The sequence below is a fragment of the Bacillus sp. JJ664 genome (assembly GCF_036962205.1).
Classification (GTDB): Bacteria; Bacillota; Bacilli; order Bacillales; family Bacillaceae_G; genus Gottfriedia.
The window spans coordinates 1-19,947 of sequence record NZ_JBALMS010000019.1 but is presented as its reverse complement, the minus strand read 5'-3'; the positions used below and the strand labels follow the sequence as shown (position 1 = coordinate 19,947).

Below are 19,947 nucleotides of genomic sequence, written 5' to 3'. Positions count from 1 at the left end.
GATGAAACTAGTAGAAAATACGTATAAAAAGATCACAACAATTGACCAAATCCTTCAATATTTCCATGATGATATGACAATTATGGTTGGTGGATTTGGAGGAGTAGGCTCACCTCCATCCTTACTTCAAGGATTATTAGAAAGTGAAGTAAAAGACATTAATGTAATTTGCAACGATGCTGGTTTTCCAGATATCGGTATCGGACGAATGGTGCGTAATGAAAGAGTGAAATCACTCATTACATCACATATTGGTTCTAATCCTTTTGCCGGAAAGTTGATGACAGAAGGTAAGTTAGATGTTGAATTTTCACCACAAGGCACATTAGCAGAGCGCATTCGAGCAGGAGGAATGGGTCTTGGAGGCGTTTTAGTGGATGTTGGTCTAGACAGTATTGTAGAAAATGGGAAAGAAAAAGTAACTGTAAAAGATAAGCAATTTCTGATTGAAGAAGCTTTAACTGCTGAGGTTAGTATTATTTTTGCAAAGAAAGCTGATCCATTCGGTAATCTAGTTTTTGACAAAAGTGCTAGGAATATGAACCCGCATATGGCTACGGCAGGAGAAATAACAATTGTGGAAGCTGAAGAAATTGTTCCACTTGGCTCATTAAACCCAGAAGAAATCATCACACCTGGTGTATTTGTAAACTATATTATTCAATCAGAGGGAGTGAACTGGAAATGGGCGTGGAAATAGATTTTCGTCAAAAAATTGCAAAACGAGCTGCACAGGAAATTCAGAATGGCATGATTGTTAATTTAGGAATCGGTATCCCTTCACTTGTTCCAGATCATTTACCAGAAGAAGTTCACGTTATGTTTCATGCGGAAAATGGCGTAGTTGGAATAGGGCCAAGTCCGGATAAAGGAATTGAAGACGAGAATCTTTGTAACGCGGGTGGTTTTCCAATTACTATTTTGGACGGTGCTAGTTACTTTGACAGTGCGACTGCATTTGGAATGATTCGTAGAGGTTTATTGGATTTAACAGTATTAGGTGCTCTACAGGTGAGTGAAAAAGGTGACTTAGCAAATTGGATTGTACCAGGTAAAAGGGTTCCAGGAATAGGTGGAGCAATGGACTTGGCACAAAAGGCGAAGAGAGTAATCGTTGTCATGAATCATACAGATAAAGCAGGAAATCCGAAAATCGTAAAAGAATGTAGTTTGCCTTTAACATCTAAACGTTGTGTAGACTTAATTATTACAGAAATGGCTGTTATAGAGGTTAAAAACGAGCAGTTAGTACTTAAAGAATTAATGCAGCCATATACTGTAGATGATGTAATAAAAAATACCGGTACAGATTTGGTGATTAGTGAAGATTTAAAAATATTTATGTAGAAAAGGGTGAGTACATTGAAGGATTACAAAAAAAGTATTCAAGACTATATAAATAATAATAAAGATAAGACTATCAAACTATTAAAACAGTTAGTAAAGGAAGACAGCATTTCTGGTAATGAGAGTAAAGCACAGGCAATTGTTGTTGAAAAGTTAAGAGAGCTTGAGTTGGATTTAGATATTTGGGAACCATCAATTGATGAGTTAAAGGATCATCCATATTTTATTACCGCAAGAGAGAACTTCAATGGAAGTCCAAATATTGTAGCGACACTAAAGGGTACGAGTGGTGGTAAGTCTATGATTTTAAATGGACATATTGACGTTGTTCCTGAAGGGAATATTCAACAGTGGACATATCCACCCTATGGTGCAATTGTAAAAGATAATAAATTATATGGACGTGGAGCAACTGATATGAAAGGTGGTAATGTGGCCCTCATATTAGCAATTGAAGCAATAAAACAAAGCGGCATTTCACTAAAAGGTGATGTTCATTTTCAAAGTGTGATTGAGGAAGAAAGTGGCGGTGCAGGAACCTTGGCTGCAATCCTACGCGGATATGAAGCAGATGGGGTAATCATTCCTGAACCGACAAATATGAAGTTTTTCATTAAGCAGCAAGGGTCCATGTGGTTTAGATTGAAAGTAAAAGGTAAAGTAGCCCATGGCGGCACTCGATATGAAGGAGTAAGTGCCATTGAAAAAAGCTTGCTGGTAATTCAGCAAATCCAAAAACTTGAACAGTTACGAAATGATCGAATTGATGACCCATTGTACGATGGCGTACCGATTCCAATTCCGATCAACATAGGTACAATGAATGGTGGTACTTGGCCATCCTCAGTATCAGATCTTGTCACATTAGAAGGTAGATATGGCGTGGCTCCTAATGAAAAAATGGAAGATGCTAAAAAAGAGTTTGAGAGATGGATAGAAAATCTCGGAAACCTTGATGAATGGTTTTTAGATCATCCAGTAGAGGTAGAGTGGTTTGGAGCAAGATGGGTTCCAGGTTCTGTTGAGGCCGACAATGAGTTGGTCAAAACTTTATTGCATAATTATCATCACATAACTGAACAAAAACCTATCATTGAAGCAGCGCCGTGGGGAACAGACGGAGGACTGTTTACGCAAATTTTAGATATTCCTATGATCGTCTTTGGACCTGGAGAAACAAAGGTAGCCCATTATCCAGATGAATTCATTGATTTAGACCAAATGTTTTTAGCTGCTGAAATTATTGCCTGTACATTAATTGATTGGTGTGAGGTACAAGAACAGCATGAAGGCGAGGGAGTATATGAAAACGAAGAAGTATTATGAAATCATAAAAATAAAGCATGAGAACTTTTATTTTGAGGGAGCTTTAGATCATTTCAATGAGAGAATTCGGATTGATTATTACTTAGGGAATGAATCAAACCTGATTGAGAGAATTGAAAAGCTAGCGAAAGAATATCAGTATACTAAATTAATCATTAAAACAAGAAAAGAACATCTCTATTCCTTTTTACAGAAGGGCTATATGATTGAAGCTTTAGTGAAAGGTTATTTTCAGGGAAGCGATGCGTTTTTTGTTACAAAGTACAATAGTCTAGATAGAAGAAATAGTCTTTATTGGTCTCAAGGTGATGACATATTAGAGGCAGTTCTAAAAAGCGATAAATTGAAAGGGAAAATCATTCCAGAGGGCTATCATCTCAGAAGAGCAGATAAAAAAGATGCAAAGAAACTCGCGAATTTATATGGTCAAGTTTTTCAGGTTTATCCTACTCCATTAAACGAGGCTGCATATGTAGAGAAAACAATGGATGAGGATACTATTTATTGGGTTTACGAAAAAGAAGGAAGCATTGTAAGTGCGGCATCTGCTGAAATTGATTTGGCACAAAGAAATGCAGAGCTTACAAATTGTGCAACATTAGTAGATCATAGAAAACATGGTTTGATGAAAGAAATAATGAAAAAGTTAGAACAGGATTTAGTCAGTCAATCAATTTATTGTTCCTACACAATTGCTCGCTCGTTATCATATGGTATGAACGCTGCTTTCCATCAGTTGGGGTATATGTATACTGGTAGAATGACAAATAATTGTTACATTTACGATAAATTAGAAGACATGAATATTTGGGTCAAAGATCTTTCAGAAATAGTCTCTTAATGTATAACTGCCGAAAATTGAGCATGAAATCGCTGGAATTTCGGCAGTAAAAGGATGGTGAAAATGATGATTTCAACAATTCCAACTAATGAAATGATTAGTGCTATATTAAACAGTATCGATGAATCGATTCATGCTGTCGACAATAATGGAATGACTATATTTTATAATCAAGTTGCAGCTGAGAATGATGGCGTTTCAGTTGAAGATGTTCTTGGGAAACATGTGCTTGAGGCTTTTCCTTCATTGACGAAAGAAACAAGTACCTTACTTAAGGTTTTGGAGACAAAGCAGCCAATTATACAACAGCCACAGCGATATGAGAACATAAAAGGTAAGTTCATTGATACAATTAATACAACGATTCCGATCATGCTAGATGATAATCTCATTGGAGCTGTTGAAATTGCAAAAGACTATTCGACGATTAAAAAGCTTGGAGAAAAGGTTTTAGATTTACAAGCTCGTATGAAATCACAAACTAAGCAGGGTAAAACGAAACAAGCTCATTCTTATACCATTTCAGATATATTGACTAACGACGCCGCTTTATTAGAGGTTAAAATGCAAGTTGAGAAAGTAGCTAATGCTGATTCAGCAGTACTTGTCGTTGGCGAAACTGGAACTGGAAAAGAACTATTTGTACAGTCGATTCATCATTGTTCAATTCGTTGTCATAATCCTTTTATTGCTCAAAACTGTGCAGCCTTACCCGAATCATTGTTAGAAAGTATACTGTTTGGGACTACAAAAGGTAGTTATACAGGGGCGTTAGATCGGGCGGGATTATTTGAGTTGGCTGATGAAGGAACATTATTTTTAGATGAGCTTAATTCTATGCCGTTAGAGCTTCAAGCCAAGTTATTAAGAGTATTAGAGGATGGAGTCGTTCGACGAATTGGTGATCAAAATACTCGAAAAGTTAATGTTCGGGTAATTGCTGCGATTAACGAATCTCCTTTAGATTGTGTCCAAAATGGAACAATGCGACCAGACTTATATTATCGTTTAAATGTTTTTTCATTGTTCATTCCACCATTACGAGAGCGAAATTTTGATATTGAGTTATTAACATCTCACTTTGTCGAGTTGTTTAATGAACGCTTCTCAAAAAATATAAGAAACGTGGAACATACTGTATTTGAGTTATTTCATCAATATAAATGGCCAGGTAATGTACGCGAATTAAAGCATACAATTGAGCACGCGATGATTATGGCAGAAGGCCATACGCTTACGGTCAAACATCTACCAATTCAACTTCAACAGATTAAAAAAAGTACTGACACAAAGGGAGTACAAGCATTGCGAATGGCGATGCAAGAAATGGAGGCTTCGCTCATTAAACAAGCATTGCTTCAAACGAAAGGTAATATTCAGCAGGCTGCATCACTGCTTGAAATACCGCGTCAAACGCTTCAGTATAAGATACAAAAACTAAATATAACTGTATAAGCTGCCAAAATGTAGGCGGTTTAGACTGTTGGAAAAATGGTCACTTTCCTTGTTGCTTAACCTGCTCTCGGTGCTCTTACAATTAGTGGTAAAGCCATGCTATATCAGGTTTTGCACATCTAAAGGAAGGTATCCTCAATCAATCTCAACATCATTTTTTATACTTTAACGATAAAATAAGCCGCCTAAATTTAGGCGGTTTTTTATGTTTAGTTGAATATAAATTATTAATTTACTAAAGTTTCTATCAGATTTGCGTATGTGTAAAAAAAATAAAACGTTTGAATAGTTAGAATTTTCAATGTTAACGTGGGTTTATTATTTTCTTTATGTAAAGTTTGTTAAACTTTGGCACGACTCTTGCTTTATAAAAAATATAATATTCGAAGGGGGATGTACGTATGGTAAATGCAGTTTACGCTCCAAATAGACATTGGAAAGAAATCGATTTGTGGAAAGACGTAACAGAAGAACAGTGGAATGATTGGGTTTGGCAACTAACAAACACAATTAAGACATTAGATGACTTAAAAAAGGTAATCAATATTACACCAGAAGAAGAAGATGGCGTAAAAATTGCTACAAAAACGATTCCGTTAAACATTACACCATACTATGCTTCTCTAATGAATCCAGATGATCCGCGTTGTCCGGTTCGTATGCAATCAGTACCTATTTCTTCAGAGATTAACAAAACAAGATTTGATTTAGAGGATCCATTACATGAAGATGAGGATTCTCCTGTACCAGGATTAACTCACAGGTATCCAGATCGCGTGTTATTTTTAGTAACAAACCAATGCTCAATGTATTGCCGTTATTGTACAAGACGCCGATTCTCTGGCCAAATCGGAATGGGTGTACCAAAAAAGCAGCTTGATGCAGCTATTAATTATATTAGTAAGACGCCACAAGTTCGAGATGTATTAATCTCAGGTGGTGACGGCTTATTAATTAATGATAATATCTTAGAATATATTTTGAAAAATTTAAGAGAAATCCCACATGTAGAAATCATTCGTATCGGTACAAGAGCGCCTGTTGTGTTCCCACAACGTATTACAGAAAATCTTTGTAATATCTTAAAAAAATATCATCCAGTTTGGCTAAATACGCACTTTAATACATCGATTGAAATCACAGAAGAATCAAAACGTGCATGTGAAATGCTTGCAAATGCTGGTGTTCCTTTAGGTAATCAAGCGGTTATCTTAGCAGGAATTAACGATAGTGTACCAATCATGAAAAAGCTAATGCACGATCTAGTTAAAATTCGTGTTCGCCCATACTATATTTATCAGTGCGATTTATCAGAGGGAATTGGTCATTTCCGTGCTCCTGTTTCTAAAGGATTAGAAATTATGGAAGGTCTACGTGGCCATACATCTGGTTATGCTGTTCCAACATTCGTAGTTGATGCACCTGGTGGTGGAGGAAAGATTTCTCTACAGCCAAATTATATGATTTCACAAAGTGCAGATAAGGTTGTTCTTCGTAACTTTGAAGGTGTTATCACAACGTATCCAGAACCACAGAATTATGTTCCAGGAAGAGCGGATGCTTATTTTAAAGAAATTTATCCTGACATGGATGAAAAACGCTCTAATGCGGGAATTGCAGGATTAATGAATGAAACAAAATTCAATCTGGTACCTGAAGGGCTGCAGCGTATGGATCTTCGAAAAACATATGCAACGAATCCAGAACACGCTTCATTAAAGGATAAACGTGAAAAACGTGATGAATTAAAAGAAAAGAAATTCCAAGCACAAATAACAAAGGTGCATAGTACAGAAGAACTAGTCGGAAGTGCAAACGCTAAAGGTGATGCTGAATGAAGACGTGTCAATGGTGTGAGTCTGTCAAAATAGAAGAGACAACTAACACAGTATATTGGGAACTTCCAGACGGAACAAAAGCGATTGAGATTAGGGAAACACCATGTATTGAATGTCACGAATGTCATATAACGTATCAAACAGATGAAACAGTGAACGTAATTGAGGAACAACTATTTCTAATTAATACAAAGTTGCTTGAGAAGACACTACGATTTACAGAATTATTACAGCAACCAAGATTATTAAAAAGAAATTATTTTGATTTCTCCAAATAGGGGATCGGAAGCGACAAACTGCTTCCGATTTTTCTCTAATCAGATGATAGCTGGATAGAATAATAATCAATGAGCGCTAGGAATAAATATTGTAAGCGTTTTATACGCGGGTGAATAAATGAAAATAATAGATTTCATAAGTCATTGAATAAAAGAATCCTAATATATACGAATAATTGATGTTATGAAAAGAAACGATTTCAATCTTATGTTTCAAAAGTTGACTGAAAAAGGGGTATTGTAATGAAAAATTCAGTTAGTACATTAACAGTCCTTGAATCTAAGAATCAATTATCATCGGTGACAGGTGAGTTAAAACGAGGATTAAAGCCTCGACATTTAACAATGATTTCACTCGGTGGAACAATCGGAACTGGTTTGTTTTTAGCAAGTGGTGGTGCCATTCACAATGCTGGACCCGGCGGTGTTCTCGTATCTTATATCGCAATTGGAATAATGGTGTATTTTTTAATGACAAGCCTTGCAGAAATGGCTACATATATGCCAGTCGCAGGATCGTTTAGCACTTATGCAACTAAATTTGTAGACCCTGCACTAGGCTTTGCTCTTGGTTGGAATTATTGGTATAACTGGGCAATTACAATCGCTGCCGAATTAGCGGCAGTAACAATGATTATGAAATTTTGGCTCCCAGAAACGTCTTCAATTCTATGGAGTGCATTGTTTTTAGCAATCATATTTCTACTAAACTATCTCTCTGTTAAAGGATTTGGCGAATCAGAATACTGGTTTTCATTAATAAAGGTTGTAACAGTCATTATTTTTTTAATTGCGGGCTTCTTAATGATTTTTGGAATCATTGGTGGAGAAGCAGTCGGATTCAAAAATTTTACGATTGGTGATGCACCTTTTCATGGTGGATTTATGACAACACTTGGAATTTTTATGGCAGCAGGTTTTTCATTTCAAGGAACAGAACTATTAGGTGTTGCAGCAGGTGAAAGTGAAGAACCAAATAAGAATATACCTCGTGCAGCACGACAAATATTTTGGCGCATTCTTTTATTTTATGTTTTATCGATTATTGTAATTGGACTATTAATTCCCTATACAAATGAAAATCTAGCAAGTGGTGATGTTGCAGTTAGTCCTTTCACTTTAGTATTTGATAAAGCTGGAATTGCTTTTGCAGCATCAATTATGAATGCTGTTATCTTAACTGCTGTATTGTCGGCAGGAAACTCAGGTATGTATGCTTCGGCAAGAATGCTATGGGACCTTGCTCGACAAGATAAAGCACCAAAATTTCTTGGTAAATTAAACAAGCGCGGGATTCCAGTAAATGCTTTGATTGCAACTTCTGCAGTCGGAACAATTGCATTTTTAGCTTCTTTATATGGTGACGGTGTCGTATATGTTTGGCTATTAAATGCATCTGGAATGTCTGGATTTATTGCGTGGATCGGGATTGCAATCTGTCACTATCGATTTAGAAAAGCATTTTTAGCGCAAGGGAGAGACTTAAACGAATTACCGTATAAGGCTAAATGGTATCCGTTTGGACCATTGTTTGCATTTGCGCTATGTGGCGTTGTCATTCTTGGACAAAACTATGCTGCATTTACAGGAGAATCCATCGACTGGAATGGCGTTCTTGTTTCATATATCGGGTTACCACTTTTTCTAGCACTTTGGATTGGTTACAAACTGATAAAAAGAACTAAAATCGTTCCGATCAAAGAGTGTGACTTAAATAATAACTAAAAAAAGAAGAATAAATGACTAATATGTTTTGATTCCCCGACTATATTATAGGATGGTGTAAGAATGAGTAAAAGAAAATTCGTTAAAATCCAAACATCAATTCCTGGACCAAAATCTATGGATCTCTTTGAGAGAAGAAAAAAAGCAGTGCCAAAAGGGATTAGTAATAATTGTGAAACCTTTGTAAAGAGTGCAAGTGGTGCGCTTGTTGAAGATATTGATGGTAATACATTCATTGATTTTGCTGGTGCAATTGGCACTTTAAATGTGGGGCACTCTCATCCTAGAGTAGTTAGAGCGCTTCAAAAGCAGGCAGAGAATTTTATTCATACTGGTTTTAATGTCATGATGTATGAATCGTATATTCAACTAGCTGAACGTCTAGCTAAGGTTTCGCCTGGAAGTTTTGAAAAACAAGTTGCTTTTTTTAATAGTGGAGCAGAAGCTGTCGAAAATGCAGTGAAGATTGCGAGAAAGTATACAAAACGTCAAGGAATCATTTCATTTACTAGAGGGTTTCATGGAAGAACGTTGATGACAATGACGATGACAAGTAAGGTCAAACCTTATAAGTTTGGTTTTGGTCCATTTGCACCTGAAGTTTATAAGGCTCCTTATCCATACGTTTATCGCCGTCCAGATCAGTTGAACGAAATGGAATATAGTCAATTCATGATTGAACAATTTGAACAGTTTCTTATTTCTGAAGTTGCGCCTGAAACCATTGCAGCTGTAGTAATGGAACCAATCCAAGGCGAAGGTGGTTTTATTGTTCCAGATCTTAACTTTGTGAAAAGAGTAAGAGAGATTTGCTCAGAATATGGCATTTTATTTGTTGCAGATGAAATACAAACGGGCTTCGCAAGAACAGGTAAATACTTTGCAATCGAACATTTTGGAATTGAGCCAGACTTGATTACCATCTCAAAGTCTATGGGTGCTGGCGTACCAATTAGTGGTGTAATCGGTAGAAAAGAGATAATGGATGTTTCTGAAAGCGGGGAATTAGGTGGCACATACGCAGGCAGTCCACTTGGTTGTCAGGCTGCATTAGCTGTACTAGATATAATTGAAGATGAAGGTTTAAACGAACGAGCTGTTATCATCGGAGATAAAGTAAATAGAAGAATGCATCAATGGGCAAAGCGTTTTGATCAAATTGGTGATATTAGAGGCATTGGTGCAATGTGTGCAATGGAAATTGTTACAAATAAAACTGATAAAACACCTGACAAAGTAGCTGTTGGGAAAATTGTAAAGGAAGCAAATAGTAGAGGATTAATGCTATTAAGTGCTGGAATATTTGGGAATGTCATTCGTTTATTAATGCCATTAACGATTACTGATGAACAACTCGAAGAAGGTCTTGATATTTTAGGAGAGTCAATTGAAGCAGTGTTATCATCAGAATTACAATTGGAGGTAAACTTATGAGCCAAATAAAAGAAAAACATGAAATCTATCCAATGTATATAGATGGGAACTGGGTTGGAAATGATAAAGGTTCATTTACAAAAGTAACAAATCCGGCAACTGGAATGGTGATAGGTGCAATTCCAACTGGTGGTACGACTGAAGCAAAACAAGCAGTAGATGCTGCTCATAGAGCTTTTAAAATTTGGTCGAAAAAGACAGCTGAAGAACGATCTCATTTACTGATGAAATGGCATCGTCTAATTGATGAGAACAAAGAAGAGTTAGCTAAGTTAATGACACTTGAACAAGGAAAGCCTTTAAAGGAAGCACTTGGAGAGATGGCTTATGCTAATGGATTTATATCTTGGTATGCAGAGGAAGGAAAGAGAATTTATGGTGAAACGATTCCAGCCTCTCAGCCTAATAAGCGAATCTTGGTAAGAAAAGAACCAGTTGGAGTTGTAGCCGCAATTACGCCATGGAATTTTCCAGCTGCAATGATTACAAGAAAAGTAGCACCCGCCCTTGCTGCAGGGTGTACAACAGTTATTAAACCAGCGACGCAAACGCCGCTAACAGCATTAAAGCTAGCTGAATTAGCACATGAAGCGGGGATCCCAAAAGGTGTACTGAATGTCGTTACTGGTAAATCTTCAGAAATTGGTGAAGCATGGTTAAAAGATCCTAGAGTAACGAAGATTACATTTACTGGATCAACTGAAGTCGGTAAAACGCTCATGAGGAACGCAGCGGAGAATGTTAAAAAAGTTTCATTGGAGCTTGGTGGAAATGCACCTTTTATTGTCATGGACGACGCAAATTTGCAAAAAGCAGCAGTAGGTCTAGTTCAGTCAAAATTTCGAAATGCAGGTCAAACTTGCATCTGTACGAACAGAATTTATGTTCATGAAAAAGTAGCTGAAGAATTTACGATGCTTTTTAAAAAAGAGCTAGAAAAGTTAAAGGTGGGCAATGGATTAGATGAAGGTATCGATATCGGACCATTAATTGATCGCGATGCATTAGAAAAAGTAAAAATGTTGGTTGATGATGCGACTAAAAACGGAGGTAAAGTTGTATTTAGTGGTGAACAACCAACTGAATTAGAAGGCTTTTATTACGCACCAACAATTTTGTCAGGTATCACAGATGATATGGCATGTATGAAGGAAGAAATATTTGGTCCAATTGCACCAATATCTACGTTTAAAACTGAAGAAGAAGTAATCGAAAGAGCTAATAATTCAGTATACGGGCTTGCTGCTTATGTGTATACGGAGAACCTAAGCCGTTCATTTAGAATAACAGAAGCATTGGAATACGGAATTATCGGGTTAAATGATGCATTGCCTTCAGCTGTTCAAGTTCCTTTCGGAGGCTATAAAGAAAGTGGACTTGGAAGAGAGGGTGGCCATTTTGGAATAGAAGAGTTTTTAGAAGTTAAATATATTTCTATAGGGTTAGATCTATAGGGAAAAACTTTAAGACATAGGGTCATTTTGATTCTTATGTCTTTTTTTATGCTCAATTAACATTTTTGTTGGTGAGTATTTAATAAGAAAATAACTAATTTCAGGTAGCATATTGACGAAATCAACTGATGGGAAAAATAAAATTCGTGAAATCTTTCTTCAGACCTAACTATTTGGTAAGATAATAGCTACTTAGATACGCAGGATCTCTTACGAGGTTGCAAAAATCATGATCATAAAGTTTCGCATGGGGTGAAGTCGATGGATTCAACTATTCAAACATATTTTGAGAATCTTGATTCTACTGATAAGAATCTACAATATGAGGCATTTAACTATATTATTTCAGTTACTAAAGAAAAGGTAGATTGGTCGTACGATGTGTGGGACAAGTTAAAAGCAGATTTAACGCATAAAGGTAACCACCAAAGATCCAGAGCAGCACAGTTTCTTTCTAACCTGGCAATTAGTGATCCAAAAAAAAGAATCGTAAATGATTTCCCTGACATTTGGAAAGTAACTTACGATCCAAAATTCGTAACAGCAAGGCATACCTTGCAAGCGATTTGGAGAGTAGGATTAGCTGGTCCTGAACAAAGAGAGATGGTCATTCATCATTTATCAGACCGATTTCTAAATTGCAAAGAAGAGAAAAACTGTACTTTAATTCGCTTCGATATCATTCAGTGCTTAAAGAACTTACATGATGAAGTAGGAATTGACGAGATTAAATATCTTGCATTAGAGTTAATTGAAAAGGAAGAAGATCTTAAATATCAAAAAAAGTATAAGACAGTATGGAAATAAGTCATTTTATAGAAAAAAGGAATCCTCTAATAAAAATGGATTCGTTTCAGTCAATCTGAATTTCTGAGTATTAGTACTTTGTCTATAAACTTAAAACGCATCCTCCAAAAAAAGAAGATGCGTTTATTTTATTTATTCTATATTCTTAGTTTGTAATTAACTCATCATTTGTTTAATTAAGGCACGATTACGTTGTTTAAACACATCATTATGTGATGAAACCATGGCAGCACTACTTGCATCAGGTTGAATAAATTGTTTTGCTTTGTTCACTGCGTTTGCAGCATCTTGAAAAGCACCTGCAATCAATTGTAATTTACCATCATGCATTAAAATATCCCCAGCAGCAAACAGTCCTTCAATGGATGTTTCACTTGTAGTATTCCCTTTAATGTAGTAGTTCTGAATCATTTCAATTTGAATTTCACTATTATTTAATAATGAAGTATCTTGTTCGTAACCATGGTTAATGATTACTTCGTCAATTTGTAAATGTGATATTTCATTTGTTTCATTATTAGTAAGTTCAACTTGATCAATTTCTTCATTATTCATACCGGCAATTAATTTAGTAATAGAAGTATTAAATAGACAGTCAACCGAACTATTCATTAATTGGGATACACCAGCTTCATGACCCTTTAAAGCCTCTTTACGATATGTTAAAAAGACTTTTTTAGCAATCGGCTCTAATTCATTAGCCCAGTCAATTGCTGTATTTCCTCCGCCAGATATGATAACTGTTTTATCTTTAAAGCGTTTTAATGATTTTACAGTGTAGTTTAAATTTGAAACTTCAAATCGCTCCGCACCCTCAATTTCAAGCTTTTGAGGATTTAGAATCCCACTACCAACAGCTACAATAACTGTTTTTGAAAAGTGTTTTTGTCCTGAAGACGTTTCTAATACAAAATAGCCATCCTCATTTTTATTAATTGTTTCTACTTTTTCATTTAAAACAACAGTCGGATCAAACGTTAATCCTTGTTGGACAATTTGCTTTATAAATTTTTCACCAGGAATAGGTGGCTGACCGCCAACATCCCAAATCATTTTTTCTGGATAAACATGAACCTTACCACCTAATTGTGGTTGGAACTCAATTATTTTTGTTTTCATTTCTCTTAAACCACTATAGAAAGCAGAATATAGTCCAGCTGGACCACCGCCAATTACTGTTACATCAAAAAGCGCTTCCATTGTCATTACCGTTTCACTCCAGTAAGTTTCCGTTATTGATTATCATTCTCAATAAATATAAACTATTCTCACATTTTTTTCAATATTAATTTACAAACTATATTGACAATAGATTAGAATCAGATTATATTTACAAAGTGATACGAAATTGATAATCATTATCAACAGATTCATAATATTCAATGAATGGAGGTCAATTTATGGTACGTCTGTATACTGATGATTTAACCATTGGCTATGGAGAGCGTTTGATTATAAAAGACCTTAATATAAAAATACCTGATAAGCAGATAACAACTATTATAGGTTCAAATGGATGTGGGAAATCGACACTTTTGAAGGCGATTACACGTATTATTTCTCACCAATCTGGAACTATTATATTAGATGGTGAAAACATTTCATCAGAAAATACAAAATTACTAGCTAAGAAAATGGCGATATTGCCTCAAACACCTGAGAGTGCAAGTGGATTAACAGTTGGTGAATTAGTATCATATGGCCGTTTCCCATACCAAAGTGGTTTCGGACGTTTAACAAAAAAGGATATTGAAGTGATTGACTGGGCACTTGAAGTGACTGGTACACAAGACTATAAATATCAACCGGTTGATTCTCTTTCTGGAGGTCAACGTCAACGTGTCTGGATTGCAATGGCACTTGCTCAAGAAACGGAAATTATTTTCCTTGATGAACCGACTACATATTTAGATATGGCTCATCAACTTGAGATTCTAGAACTACTACAAAGATTAAACCGAGAACAAGAACGTACTATTGTAATGGTGTTACATGATTTAAATCAAGCTGCTCGTTTTGCTGATTATATTATCGCTTTAAAAGACGGTGAAATCGTAAAAGCAGGAAATTGTGAAGAAGTCATAAATCATGAAGTACTGAAAGAAGTATTCCAAATCGATACAGAAATAGGAAGAGATCCTAGGACAAACAAACCTATGTGTATAACATATAATTTATTATAAGGAGATAGATTGATGAAGAAATTTTTGGTACCATTTCTACTAGTTTTCGTACTGATTATTAGTGCTTGTAGTAATGGTTCAACAGACAAAGATAAAAAAGAGAAAAAATCTGGAACAATTACATATGAATCTCAGAATGGTCCAGTTAAAGTACCAGCTGATCCAAAGCGTGTAGTTGTACTTTCATCATTTGCAGGTAATGTAATGGCATTAGATGTAAATATTGTGGGTGTTGATGCTTGGTCAAAAGCTAATCCACGCTGGACTGATAAATTAAAAGGTGCGGAAGAAGTAACAGACGAAAGTTTAGAAAAAATTATCGAATTAAATCCAGATTTAATTATTGGATTAGATAATGTTAAAAACATTGATAAATTAAAAGAAATTGCTCCTACAGTCGTTTATACTTATGGAAAAGTAGATTACTTAACTCAACATATTGAAATTGGCAAACTATTAAATAAAGAAAAAGAAGCTCAAGCATGGGTAGATGATTTTAAAGAACGTGCTGCACAAGCTGGTGAAGACATCAAAGCAAAAATTGGTGCTGACACAACTGTTTCTGTAATTGAAAAATTCGATAAGCAACTTTATGTTTATGGAAATAACTGGGGACGCGGTACAGAAATTCTTTATCAAGAAATGAAATTAAAAATGCCTAAAAAGGTTGAAGAAAATGCTTTAAAACCAGGATATTTTGCGATTTCATTAGAAGTACTTCCCGAATTTATGGGAGATTATGTAATCTTTAGTAAATTTGATCAAACAGATACTTCAGTAGAAACTACGGAAACTTATAAGAATATTCCAGCTGTAAAAAATCAACATGTATATGAAGTAAATGGAAGTGAATTCTACTTCAATGATCCACTTACTCTAGATATGCAATTAGATTTCTTTAAAGAGAAATTTCTAGCTAACTAACTAAAAAGAGTAGGGATTCTAATTTAAAGAATTCCTACTCTTTCATTCTATTAGAGAAAAGATGAGAGATTAATGACAAAAAAAAATAAAGGTTCAATTCCATTCTTTTTTAAACTCATTTTAGGATTACTAATTTTTTTAAGTATGTTTGTAATATCGATTATATACGGGGCTGCAGATACAACTGTAAGTGATGTATGGAAAGCTATTTTTACGAATGCAAAAAGTCAGCAAATATCAATCATTCAAGAAATTCGTTTACCACGTGAGGTTGCAGCGATTTTTGTTGGAGCGGCATTGGCTGTTGCTGGTGCAATCATGCAAGGGATGACGAGAAATCCTCTGGCTGATCCAGGTTTACTTGGATTAACTGCAGGTGCCAACGCAGCACTTGCCATTACAATTGCCTTTTTCCCAACGCTTAATTATTTTGGCATTATGATTGCTTGTTTTATAGGAGCCGCAGTTGGTTCGCTAATCGTTTTTGGTATTGGTTCGATGAAAAAGGGAGGTTTTTCACCTTTTCGTATCGTTCTAGCTGGGGCGGCTGTTTCAGGGTTTTTATATGCGATTTCAGACGGAATAGGAATCTATTTTAAAATCTCTCAGAACATCTCAATGTGGACGTCTGGAGGATTAATCGGTACATCATGGGGACAGATTAAGATCGTCGTTCCATTTATTGTCATAGGAATTATCGTTTCACTATTCCTATCTAGACAATTGACAATCCTTAGCCTAAATGAAGAAGTAGCTATTGGTTTAGGTCAAAACATTAATAAAATCAAAGCACTACTGTTCGTCATTATTATTTTACTTGCAGGTGCTTCAGTTGCCTTAGTTGGAAATATGGCATTTCTTGGATTAATGGTACCACATATTGTACGTGCATTCGTTGGTACAGATTATCGATTTATTTTGCCTATGTCAGCTATTTTTGGAGCTACATTTTTACTTTTCGCGGATACGCTTGGAAGAACGATCAATATACCATATGAAACACCGGTAGCTGCAATCGTTGCGATGATCGGTCTACCTTTCTTCCTAATCATTGTTCATAAAGGAGGTAAGGAATTCTCATGATCCAACCTGCAGTTATTCGAAAACAACGAATCATTTTGATCGCACTTGCTCTACTGATATTCATTACAATGGTCATTGGAATGGGAATGGGTTATTCTGCAATTCCATATAGTAGATTACTACCAACATTTTTAGGTGATGGTACATTTAAAGAAGAATTTATTATATTTTCTATAAGATTGCCACGAATGATTATCACTTTTCTAGCTGGAATGGCACTAGCTTTATCTGGTGCAATTTTACAAGGAATCACACGAAATGATATGGCTGAGCCAGGGATTTTAGGCTTCAATGCTGGAGCAGGTGTAGCCATTACAATATTCTTTTTATACATGCCAATAGAAGCGGGATCATTCGTTTATGTCATTCCAATTGTAGGGTTCTTTGGTGCATTATTAACAGCAGGAATTATTTATTTATTTTCATATAAAAAAAATACTGGTCTTCAACCGGTACGATTAGTACTAGTTGGGATCGGATTCTCTATGGCATTATCTGGTATTATGATTGTACTGATTTCATCTGCAGAACGTGTAAAAGTTGATTTCATTGCAAAATGGTTAGCAGGAAGTATTTGGGGTACTGATTGGCCGTTTATATGGGCTTTCCTTCCATGGCTAATTATCCTAATTCCATTTACTTTATATAAAGCGAATACACTAAATATACTTAGCTTAAATGAGCCGGTTGCGATCGGAGTAGGGATATCACTAGAAAAGGAACGTGTAATATTACTCTTATCTGCAGTAGCTTTAGCAGCATCAGCAGTTTCGATAACTGGTGGTATTGCATTTATTGGCTTAATGGCTCCACACATGGCTAAAAGTTTAATTGGTCCAAGGAATCAACTATTTCTTCCAATTGCAATCTTAATAGGTGGACTATTGCTATTAGTAGCGGACACAGTTGGCCGTAATTTAGTTGAACCAGAAGGTATTCCTGCTGGGATCGTCGTTGCATTAATTGGTGGACCTTATTTTGTTTATTTAATCTTAAAAAAATCATAATCACATTAACCATGAACAAAAAAGTTCATGGTTTTTTTGTGTAGAAGTAAGTGGAAAGTCTTTGGAATGATTGAAAGCTCTTGTCTATTGAGACAAAAAGTCAAACGACAGAAGCGTTATCTTAATTAAAAATGAGCACACAGGTAGGCAGGCGAAGAAAGCTTGTGTTAGATGATCGTAAACAAAGTGTTAGTTTTTTTAATGCTAAATATGAAAATAGGACAAGTATACAATCATTTTTACAGTTTTTTCATATAAAGTGTAAAATAAGAAACTTTCAGGTTGTAAGACTGGTTAATAGGTCATGATCATCGAAGAGGTGCATTTCTGAAACTGATTCTGATCAATCGAATGATGAGTCTAGCCGAGTTTCAGGTAGCTGGTAGTAGATTGAAAGTTGATAGATGTGATGTTCCGGATACTGCTAGTTCGATAATAAAGCATGAGACACATATGAATAGGAGTTCCGATGTTGCAAATATGCAAATATTAACACGAAAAAACCACACAGTAGTAACTGGTGGTAATATGTTTAAAAAGATGATCCATTTCCCAAAAGAGACATTGTTTTATGTTACAAGCAATGCCTCTTTTTTAATGGCTATTTATTAATACTTAATAGAGTCTAAAATTTAAATATGCAATGTCTCTTCGACAAAAGTCACTTTATTGTCTTTTAATGATTGAATTCTTGCTAATGATTCAACGCGATATCCTCGTTCGCGCAGAAGATTACCGCCTTCTTGGAATGATTTTTCAATTACAATTCCGAAACCAACTGCTTCGGCTTTAGCTTCTTCTACGATTGAAAGCAAGCCAAGTGCAGCCTGACCATTTGCTAAAAAGTCATCAATAATGAGAACTCTGTCTCCTGCCTCTAACCATTTATGTGAAATTGAAATTTCATTTTCTTCTCTTTTCGTAAATGAATATACTTTAGCTGTGTAAACGTCTTGCTGCATTGTAATTGATTTTTTCTTACGTGCAAATACAAGTGGAACTTGTAATGCCAAAGCTGTCATTAATCCAGGACCAATTCCAGAAGATTCAATTGTAACTACCTTCGTAATATTTTCAGAAGAAAATAAGCGCGCAAATTCTTCTCCAATCTCTTTCATTAAAAAAGGATCCATTTGATGATTTAAAAATGCATCAACCTTTAATACATCATTTGCTAGAACAGTTCCTTCTTTTTCAATTTTATCTATTAATAACTTCATTTATTTATCCCCCTTATTTTTACAAAGCTTCCGATTAAATATTTAGACCTATACAAAAAAACTCAAAACATATTACTCCACTGTTTAGAATGAGTGAAGTAACACATTTTGAGTTTTAAAAAGTCACATGAAATAATAAACTACCAGCTGTGTTACCACTCATAGTCGGTATATTTACGGTTAACCGGTAGAAACTTGTGAGCCATATCCTCACGATTATACGAGTGAATTGATTATGAATTTAATGAAACTATAACATGTTTTCAATCGAAAGGTCTAGTTTAATCAAGGAATAACAATATTTGTCATTAATAAATAGGTGATCATTATTATATAGTTGGATGAATCAAGTGATTATCATTTTATGAACTTGGAAATTTGACTAATATTTCTTTGGGTCAATGTTGATTGAATATATGCGATTGGAAACCCTTCAAGATTAAGTTGAAAATCAGATATGATTAAATCTAAATTCAAAGAAATTAGATTTTCTTGTGTAAATCCTCCTTGTCTAAGTTCTACAAATTGAATTTTGTTACTGAATGCTTGTTCAAGTCTAGACATTAGGTATTGTTGTAAACCATATCCCTCACTTGTTAATAGTAATACTCTATTCTTGTTGAGATTTTGCCTAAGTACAGACGCTTGAATCGTTAATGTAACCTTTGCGACAACATCATTAGTCGCTTCAAAATAGGAATATTTTCTAGTCCAATTGTTCATTACTAGTTTAACAGTTTGATATAAATCCCGATAATTAGTTTCAACATATTGGATGATCGTGTTAGAAGGTTTATTCACTTCTATAGAGTTTATAAGTAGTGTAAAATCCTTAAATTGCTTTTGTAATGAAATAATAAATTCATTATTCATATGTAATGTAAAACCTAACTCACTTCCCAACATATCCACAAATACATATAGCTCTTCATAAAAAGTATTTTTTTGATAATGGTATAAATTCATTACTTCAGAATGTCCAATTTTACTATGACTGTATGAAGGTAATATAGAAATAAATAATG

General features: G+C 35.1%; 19 protein-coding genes and 1 riboswitch. Of the genes, 16 read left to right on the top strand and 3 right to left on the bottom strand.

Annotated features, from left to right (window positions below; genetic code table 11):
- The first annotated feature begins 1 nt into the window (after position 1).
- The 11 genes from V7056_RS02820 (at position 2) to V7056_RS02770 (ending at position 12,505) form a co-directional block, all read left to right on the top strand.
- Positions 2–700, top strand: coding sequence for a CoA transferase subunit A (locus V7056_RS02820; protein WP_499699084.1), 699 nt, complete (start codon positions 2–4; stop codon positions 698–700).
- A complete protein-coding gene (locus V7056_RS02815; protein WP_499699082.1) occupies positions 685–1,347 on the top strand; it encodes a 3-oxoacid CoA-transferase subunit B in 663 nt (220 codons plus the stop codon). The genes V7056_RS02820 and V7056_RS02815 overlap by 16 nt, the downstream gene beginning before the upstream one ends.
- A gap of 15 nt (positions 1,348–1,362) precedes the next feature.
- Complete coding sequence (locus tag V7056_RS02810) at positions 1,363–2,673, top strand: peptidase (RefSeq protein ID WP_499699081.1); 1,311 nt, start codon at positions 1,363–1,365, stop codon at positions 2,671–2,673.
- Positions 2,651–3,514, top strand: coding sequence for a putative beta-lysine N-acetyltransferase (gene ablB, locus V7056_RS02805; RefSeq protein WP_499699079.1), 864 nt, complete (start codon positions 2,651–2,653; stop codon positions 3,512–3,514). The genes V7056_RS02810 and ablB overlap by 23 nt, the downstream gene beginning before the upstream one ends.
- Before the next feature lie 69 nt (positions 3,515–3,583).
- Positions 3,584–4,969, top strand: a complete 1,386-nt coding sequence (locus tag V7056_RS02800) for a sigma-54 interaction domain-containing protein (RefSeq protein WP_499699163.1) — start codon at positions 3,584–3,586, stop codon at positions 4,967–4,969.
- Between the two features lie 401 nt (positions 4,970–5,370).
- Positions 5,371–6,807, top strand: coding sequence for a lysine 2,3-aminomutase (kamA, locus tag V7056_RS02795; RefSeq protein WP_499699077.1), 1,437 nt, complete (start codon positions 5,371–5,373; stop codon positions 6,805–6,807).
- The gene (locus V7056_RS02790; protein WP_499699075.1) at positions 6,804–7,085 is read left to right on the top strand and encodes a YokU family protein; all 282 of its coding nucleotides are present in this window, start codon (positions 6,804–6,806) and stop codon (positions 7,083–7,085) included. Before kamA ends, V7056_RS02790 begins: the two co-directional genes overlap by 4 nt.
- Before the next feature lie 243 nt (positions 7,086–7,328).
- Positions 7,329–8,810: an amino acid permease gene (locus V7056_RS02785; RefSeq protein WP_499699073.1), complete on the top strand. Its 1,482-nt coding sequence runs from the start codon at positions 7,329–7,331 to the stop codon at positions 8,808–8,810.
- A gap of 63 nt (positions 8,811–8,873) precedes the next feature.
- On the top strand, positions 8,874–10,244 hold the full coding sequence (gabT, locus tag V7056_RS02780) for a 4-aminobutyrate--2-oxoglutarate transaminase (protein WP_499699071.1): 1,371 nt from the start codon (positions 8,874–8,876) through the stop codon (positions 10,242–10,244).
- Between the two features lie 32 nt (positions 10,245–10,276).
- Positions 10,277–11,698, top strand: coding sequence for an NAD-dependent succinate-semialdehyde dehydrogenase (locus tag V7056_RS02775; RefSeq protein ID WP_499699161.1), 1,422 nt, complete (start codon positions 10,277–10,279; stop codon positions 11,696–11,698).
- A gap of 261 nt (positions 11,699–11,959) precedes the next feature.
- Positions 11,960–12,505 (top strand): hypothetical protein, encoded by a 546-nt coding sequence (locus V7056_RS02770; protein ID WP_499699069.1) that lies wholly within the window; start codon positions 11,960–11,962, stop codon positions 12,503–12,505.
- A gap of 156 nt (positions 12,506–12,661) precedes the next feature.
- Here the strand turns inward: V7056_RS02770 and V7056_RS02765 are convergent, their stop codons facing one another.
- The gene (locus tag V7056_RS02765; protein ID WP_499699068.1) at positions 12,662–13,711 is read right to left on the bottom strand and encodes an NAD(P)/FAD-dependent oxidoreductase; all 1,050 of its coding nucleotides are present in this window, start codon (positions 13,709–13,711) and stop codon (positions 12,662–12,664) included.
- A gap of 194 nt (positions 13,712–13,905) precedes the next feature.
- On the opposite strand from V7056_RS02765, the gene V7056_RS02760 reads away from it, so the two are divergent.
- The 5 genes from V7056_RS02760 to V7056_RS02740 all read left to right on the top strand — a co-directional run bounded on the left by V7056_RS02760 (position 13,906) and on the right by V7056_RS02740 (position 18,314).
- The gene (locus V7056_RS02760; RefSeq protein ID WP_499699066.1) at positions 13,906–14,688 is read left to right on the top strand and encodes an ABC transporter ATP-binding protein; all 783 of its coding nucleotides are present in this window, start codon (positions 13,906–13,908) and stop codon (positions 14,686–14,688) included.
- 12 nt (positions 14,689–14,700) lie between these two features.
- Positions 14,701–15,612, top strand: coding sequence for an iron-hydroxamate ABC transporter substrate-binding protein (locus tag V7056_RS02755; protein ID WP_499699064.1), 912 nt, complete (start codon positions 14,701–14,703; stop codon positions 15,610–15,612).
- A gap of 72 nt (positions 15,613–15,684) precedes the next feature.
- Positions 15,685–16,695 carry a FecCD family ABC transporter permease gene (locus V7056_RS02750; RefSeq protein ID WP_499699062.1) on the top strand — a complete coding sequence of 337 codons (1,011 nt, stop codon included), beginning with the start codon at positions 15,685–15,687 and terminating at the stop codon, positions 16,693–16,695.
- Entirely contained in the window at positions 16,692–17,702 is a 1,011-nt protein-coding gene (locus tag V7056_RS02745) for a FecCD family ABC transporter permease (protein WP_499699060.1), read from the top strand. The genes V7056_RS02750 and V7056_RS02745 overlap by 4 nt, the downstream gene beginning before the upstream one ends.
- Positions 17,703–18,092: 390 nt before the next feature.
- The gene (locus tag V7056_RS02740; RefSeq protein WP_499699058.1) at positions 18,093–18,314 is read left to right on the top strand and encodes a hypothetical protein; all 222 of its coding nucleotides are present in this window, start codon (positions 18,093–18,095) and stop codon (positions 18,312–18,314) included.
- Between the two features lie 20 nt (positions 18,315–18,334).
- Here the strand turns inward: V7056_RS02740 and V7056_RS02735 are convergent, their stop codons facing one another.
- Entirely contained in the window at positions 18,335–18,922 is a 588-nt protein-coding gene (locus V7056_RS02735) for a xanthine phosphoribosyltransferase (RefSeq protein ID WP_499699056.1), read from the bottom strand.
- 142 nt (positions 18,923–19,064) lie between these two features.
- A riboswitch (purine riboswitch) is annotated at positions 19,065–19,166 on the bottom strand.
- A 113-nt stretch (positions 19,167–19,279) separates the two neighbouring features.
- Positions 19,280–19,947 (bottom strand): PTS sugar transporter subunit IIB (locus V7056_RS02730; protein WP_499699054.1); only part of this gene is annotated, 668 nt, incomplete at its 5' end.